The 4,316-nt window shown below is 37.9% G+C and carries 3 protein-coding genes and 1 pseudogene; all 4 read right to left on the minus strand.

The genetic code is table 11. The features are described from left to right. On the minus strand, positions 1 to 359 hold a 359-nt coding region (locus ACEWK1_RS27290; protein ID WP_416636848.1), incomplete at its 3' end, for an ATP-binding cassette domain-containing protein. A gap of 15 nt (positions 360 to 374) precedes the next feature. Beyond that, complete coding sequence (locus tag ACEWK1_RS27295) at positions 375 to 1,376, minus strand: ABC transporter substrate-binding protein (protein WP_416636849.1); 1,002 nt, start codon at positions 1,374 to 1,376, stop codon at positions 375 to 377. A gap of 20 nt (positions 1,377 to 1,396) precedes the next feature. Beyond that, on the minus strand, positions 1,397 to 2,101 hold the full coding sequence (locus tag ACEWK1_RS27300) for a cysteine hydrolase family protein (protein ID WP_212135481.1): 705 nt from the start codon (positions 2,099 to 2,101) through the stop codon (positions 1,397 to 1,399). A gap of 564 nt (positions 2,102 to 2,665) precedes the next feature. Continuing rightward, positions 2,666 to 4,316: pseudogene (locus ACEWK1_RS27305) on the minus strand (X-prolyl-dipeptidyl aminopeptidase); the annotation flags it as partial.

The raw sequence follows: 4,316 nt of genomic DNA on the forward strand, positions 1-4,316 counted from the left end.
TCTTTACCTAAGTTCAACGGCATTTCAATATTTTGCAGTGCTGTCATCCAAGGCATTAATACTGGTTTTTGAAAAACCATTCCCAATGACTCTTTCGTAGCATCTAAGGATATCTCCCCTCCTTTATCGGGAGAAAGTAGCCCTAACATTAACCTTAGCAAGGTAGATTTCCCACAGCCACTCGGACCTAATATTGATAAAAATTCACCTTTATAAATAGTAAGAGAAACATTGTTTAGTACTTTGACATCACCAAAAGATAGGGAGCAGTTTTCCATTGTAATGGCTATATCCTTATTCTGTTTTCCCTGCTCACTCATCAAAGCTACATGATCGGTAAGACGCTCAGACTGTTGCATCACAAGAGACTCCTCCTATTTAATAAAATCATTCGTAAATACATCGTTGATATTTTGTTCTTCCTTTAAAAATCCTAAGTCCAATAAATTTTGTTGTAGGTAGTTCCATTCAGCTTCATCCATCTTACCTAGCGGACTCTTTTCAGGTTGAAGAAGTGGTACACTTGCCTTCATCATACTAATCTCATGATCAAGCTTTAAATCCTCACTATACTCCAAACCAAATTCAGCCGCTTCCTCTGGATGATCTATTGCGTACTGCCAACCTTTCATAGATGCTTCAACAAAATTCTTTACTAAGTCCGGATCCTCTTTAATTAAATCCTCTTTCGCAAACAGCGTATCCGCATAAAAGTTAATATCGTAATCTTTAGGCTGTATAACATTTACCTCATATCCCTCTTCTTGAGCAGCAATCACTTCATTGATCACGTAGCCAGGCCACGCTTTTACTTGACCACTCAATAATGGACTTAAGTCATACTTAACTGGCATTTCTTCAATACTTTCTCCATCAATTCCAGAGTTTTCTACCATCGCTCTATATGTTAACTCTTCATTACCACCCAATTTCACACCGACTGTTTCACCGACGAGATCTTCAATTGTCTCTACACCAGAATCTTTTAAGCTAAATAACGCAAATGGTGATTCACGGTATATAACAGAAAGCGCTTGAACCGGTACACCTTTCTCTCGAGCTAACAGAATTTGATCAGCTCCAGTTACACCAAAATCCTCATCTCCTGAAGCAACCATTTGAACAGATGGGAAATCTGCTCCACCAGGGCGAATTTCAACATCCAAACCAGCTTCCTCGTAATACCCCTTTTCTTTCGCTGCATAAAAACCAGCAAATTGCGCTTGATGAATCCATTTTAATCGTAAGACAACTTTCTTTAATCCTTTTTCTTCATCCGAACCTCCCGATGAGGAAGCTTGTTCTCCTGCCCCGCACGCTGATAACAAAAGCATAATAATTGTTATGAATGATAAAAGAGTCTTTTTGTTTTTCATGCTTTTTCCTCCTAATTTTATTATTTTGTTAGGTTGATAGAATTAAAGCTTTCTAAAATACTGATGACTTTCTCAGAATCTGAAACACTCCCAAACACGCCACCTTGCATTTTCACCATATTAAGTGCAGCTATATGATTTGAATAATCAGTTGCACCTGTACAATCCTCTAATATCAAACATTCATAGCCCCTATCATTCGCCTCTCTCATAGTTGTATGAACACAAACATCTGTTGTAATTCCCGTAAGGATGATGTTCTTTACGTTTTTATTCCTTAAAATCAGGTCTAGATCAGTTGCATAGAAGCTCCCTTTTCCAGGTTTATCAATCACGATTTCTCCCTCGATTGGACTGAGTTCATCAATAATCTCCCATCCAGGTTCACCTCTAACAAGAATTCTCCCAGCCGGACCCTTTGAACCAATCTCAGCTCCAATTTGTGCACTTCGCCATCTTTTATTTTCTGGTAAATCAGAAAGGTCTCTGTGATGACCCTCTCTTGTATGAATGATTGTAAGTCCCTCAATTGTTCTTGCTTTTTCTAATAGTTTCTTAATAGGATTTATAGCTCTTGCAGTTAATGAGATATCATAACCCATTTGCTCTACATATCCACCTCGCCCACAAAAGTCCACTTGCATATCAATGATCATTAATGCTGTTTCACAAGGCTCTAAAGGACCATTAAACGGCCAAATGTACGGTGATGCCTCTACTTGCATGATTACAATCCCCTTCCATCTAATTTAGTAACAGTTAATGTTAATTATTGTTACATTAAGTGTTTAATTAAGTTACATACAACTATACACTATATGCTTTTGTGTTGTCTTTATGAAAATTCACAATGTTTAAACTATTTGTTTTGTTAATAACTCTAAATAGACGGTAATTCATGTTATATTTTCTAACAAAAGTATTAGATTTTTGAAATAACATTGATTACACAAATAAGCAACTACTCTTATATACACTAGTTTCTATATACTAAAGCACCACAGAACTGTATATGATCCCTCAAGTAATCGGTTGTATTTTCATGACCTGAAGACACTCATTCTCAAAAGTTACAACTTAACGGCTGTGTAAGAAAAGAACAATTAGAATGTGAAGTTTTTAAATTTGGGGCAAGTTAATTTATGCGTTATCGAGGCAATTCAAAGAGGTTTATAAATTTAAGCACTTTCAGATCGAAAATAAAAAGAGGGGAGTTACATCAGGAATCGAACTAGTACAGACAACGACAAAATTCGGGTGGTGCCAGGCACCACCCGAATTTCCTTAACCTACTCTCTATCTCTACCTTTCTCTAGGAAGGATTTCTCTACTTTATTGTTCTGCTTATTAGCCTTATCTTTCACTGATCCTTTACCTTTCTTTGCAACTTCAGAACCAACTGAAGCAAAGATGCTATTGGCTAGCAGGCGATAGCTTGATTGCGTATGTGCTCTAAAGGCAAGGTCGTTTGCAAATAGAGTAATGTTTGAGTCTTCAAGATTTTGAGTAAATGCTAGTGTTTGACCTTTGGCTGCGTCATGACCAGGCCACCAGCCAGCAACGTAGAAATCATCACTGTTACTTACTGTTGCCAAAACTTGAGCATCCTTAGGAACAGACGTAATCCATGCACCATTTGTTGTGTATAACAGCTCACTCGCCTCGTATCCAGAGGTTAGGATATGATCATTTACGTTTGCTTTTAATAACCCTTCATGACCAGCGCTTGTGTAATCGAAGCTGTAACCTTCTCCTAGCACTCCGCTGTTTTTCACAGCATTCAAAGCATAGACTCCAATTCCAACATAAGCCTTCCCATCCAGACTATTAACATCAAATGAACTACCATCACTAACAACAACGTCTGCATCTGCAGTAGAACTAACTAACTCAAAGCCTAGTTCTTTTAGTGAAAACTTTAATTGAGCTGACCCTGTTACTGCTACTTTAGGAAGAGTTAATTTTTCTGTTTTTATGTTTTGTGTTGTACCAGCTGATGAAGCCTCGTAGTAAAAATCTTCATACTGTAGTAAATCCTTTGTATTAACGATATAGTCACCTTTCTTTACTTTTCCCTTTGCTTCCATTGCCTTTTCAACGACTTTTCCATCTTTTAAAAGCTCATTAATTAATTTTACCGTGTCATTATTTGTGTTAGATAAAATTTGTTTTGGTGCCTTGCCAACTACATCACCAGTTGGTAATGTTACGCTGTCTACCTCTTTTGTAACCTTGGCAAAAGCATTCTCCACACGAACTTCATCCAAATCAAATCCTCTTAAGTCAGAGAAATTAACAACGATCGGATCGTACATTGCACCCCAGTCTGACACATCGTCACCTTTGTAAAGCATCGCATTAGCTAGACCACGTTTTGCTTGATTCATTGGCACGATATATGTTCCCTTTGGATATGCAGCTCCATTTACTTTCGCTGTTTTTGTGGTTTGCTCTACTTTCACTCCATTACGAAGTAAATATTCAACCATCTTTGTTGCTTCTAGTGGATTCTTTTGTCCATTTTCATCAACCGGAATCACGTAATATTCAGGGAAGAAGTTTTCATTCTCTCCTCTTGTACGTCCAATTGATTCACCGGCTGCATTTACAAAATACTCATCAACCGCACGATTATCTTCACCATTTACTCCACGTTTGAAGATTTCAAGCTGATTTTTATACAATTCATCTTTGTTTTCTGTTACATAAAGCGTTGCCCCAAGGCCTGTTGCATACATAGCATCATAACCATTTTGGCTTAGTGCTGGCGTCTCAATTGTATGACCAAGTGAACCGTGCAGCATTGCATACATTGCCGTATAAGCAGGCGTCATATCATCCCAGCCATCGCCATAATCAAGTGCTGGAATTTCATAAGAATCATAGGCTGAGTTACTGATTCCTGCTTCACCCATTGCATGTGCTTGCTCAATCATGTTT

The sequence above is a fragment of the Metabacillus sp. YM-086 genome, assembly GCF_048059995.1.
Taxonomy (GTDB): Bacteria; Bacillota; Bacilli; order Bacillales; family Bacillaceae; genus Metabacillus; species Metabacillus litoralis_B.

Excerpts from the sequence above, each read along its gene's own strand:
- ACEWK1_RS27300 (WP_212135481.1), bottom strand. The coding sequence starts at position 2,101 with ATGCAAGTAGAGGCATCACCGTACATTTGGCCGTTTAATGGTCCTTTA.
- ACEWK1_RS27295 (WP_416636849.1), bottom strand. The coding sequence starts at position 1,376 with ATGAAAAACAAAAAGACTCTTTTATCATTCATAACAATTATTATGCTT.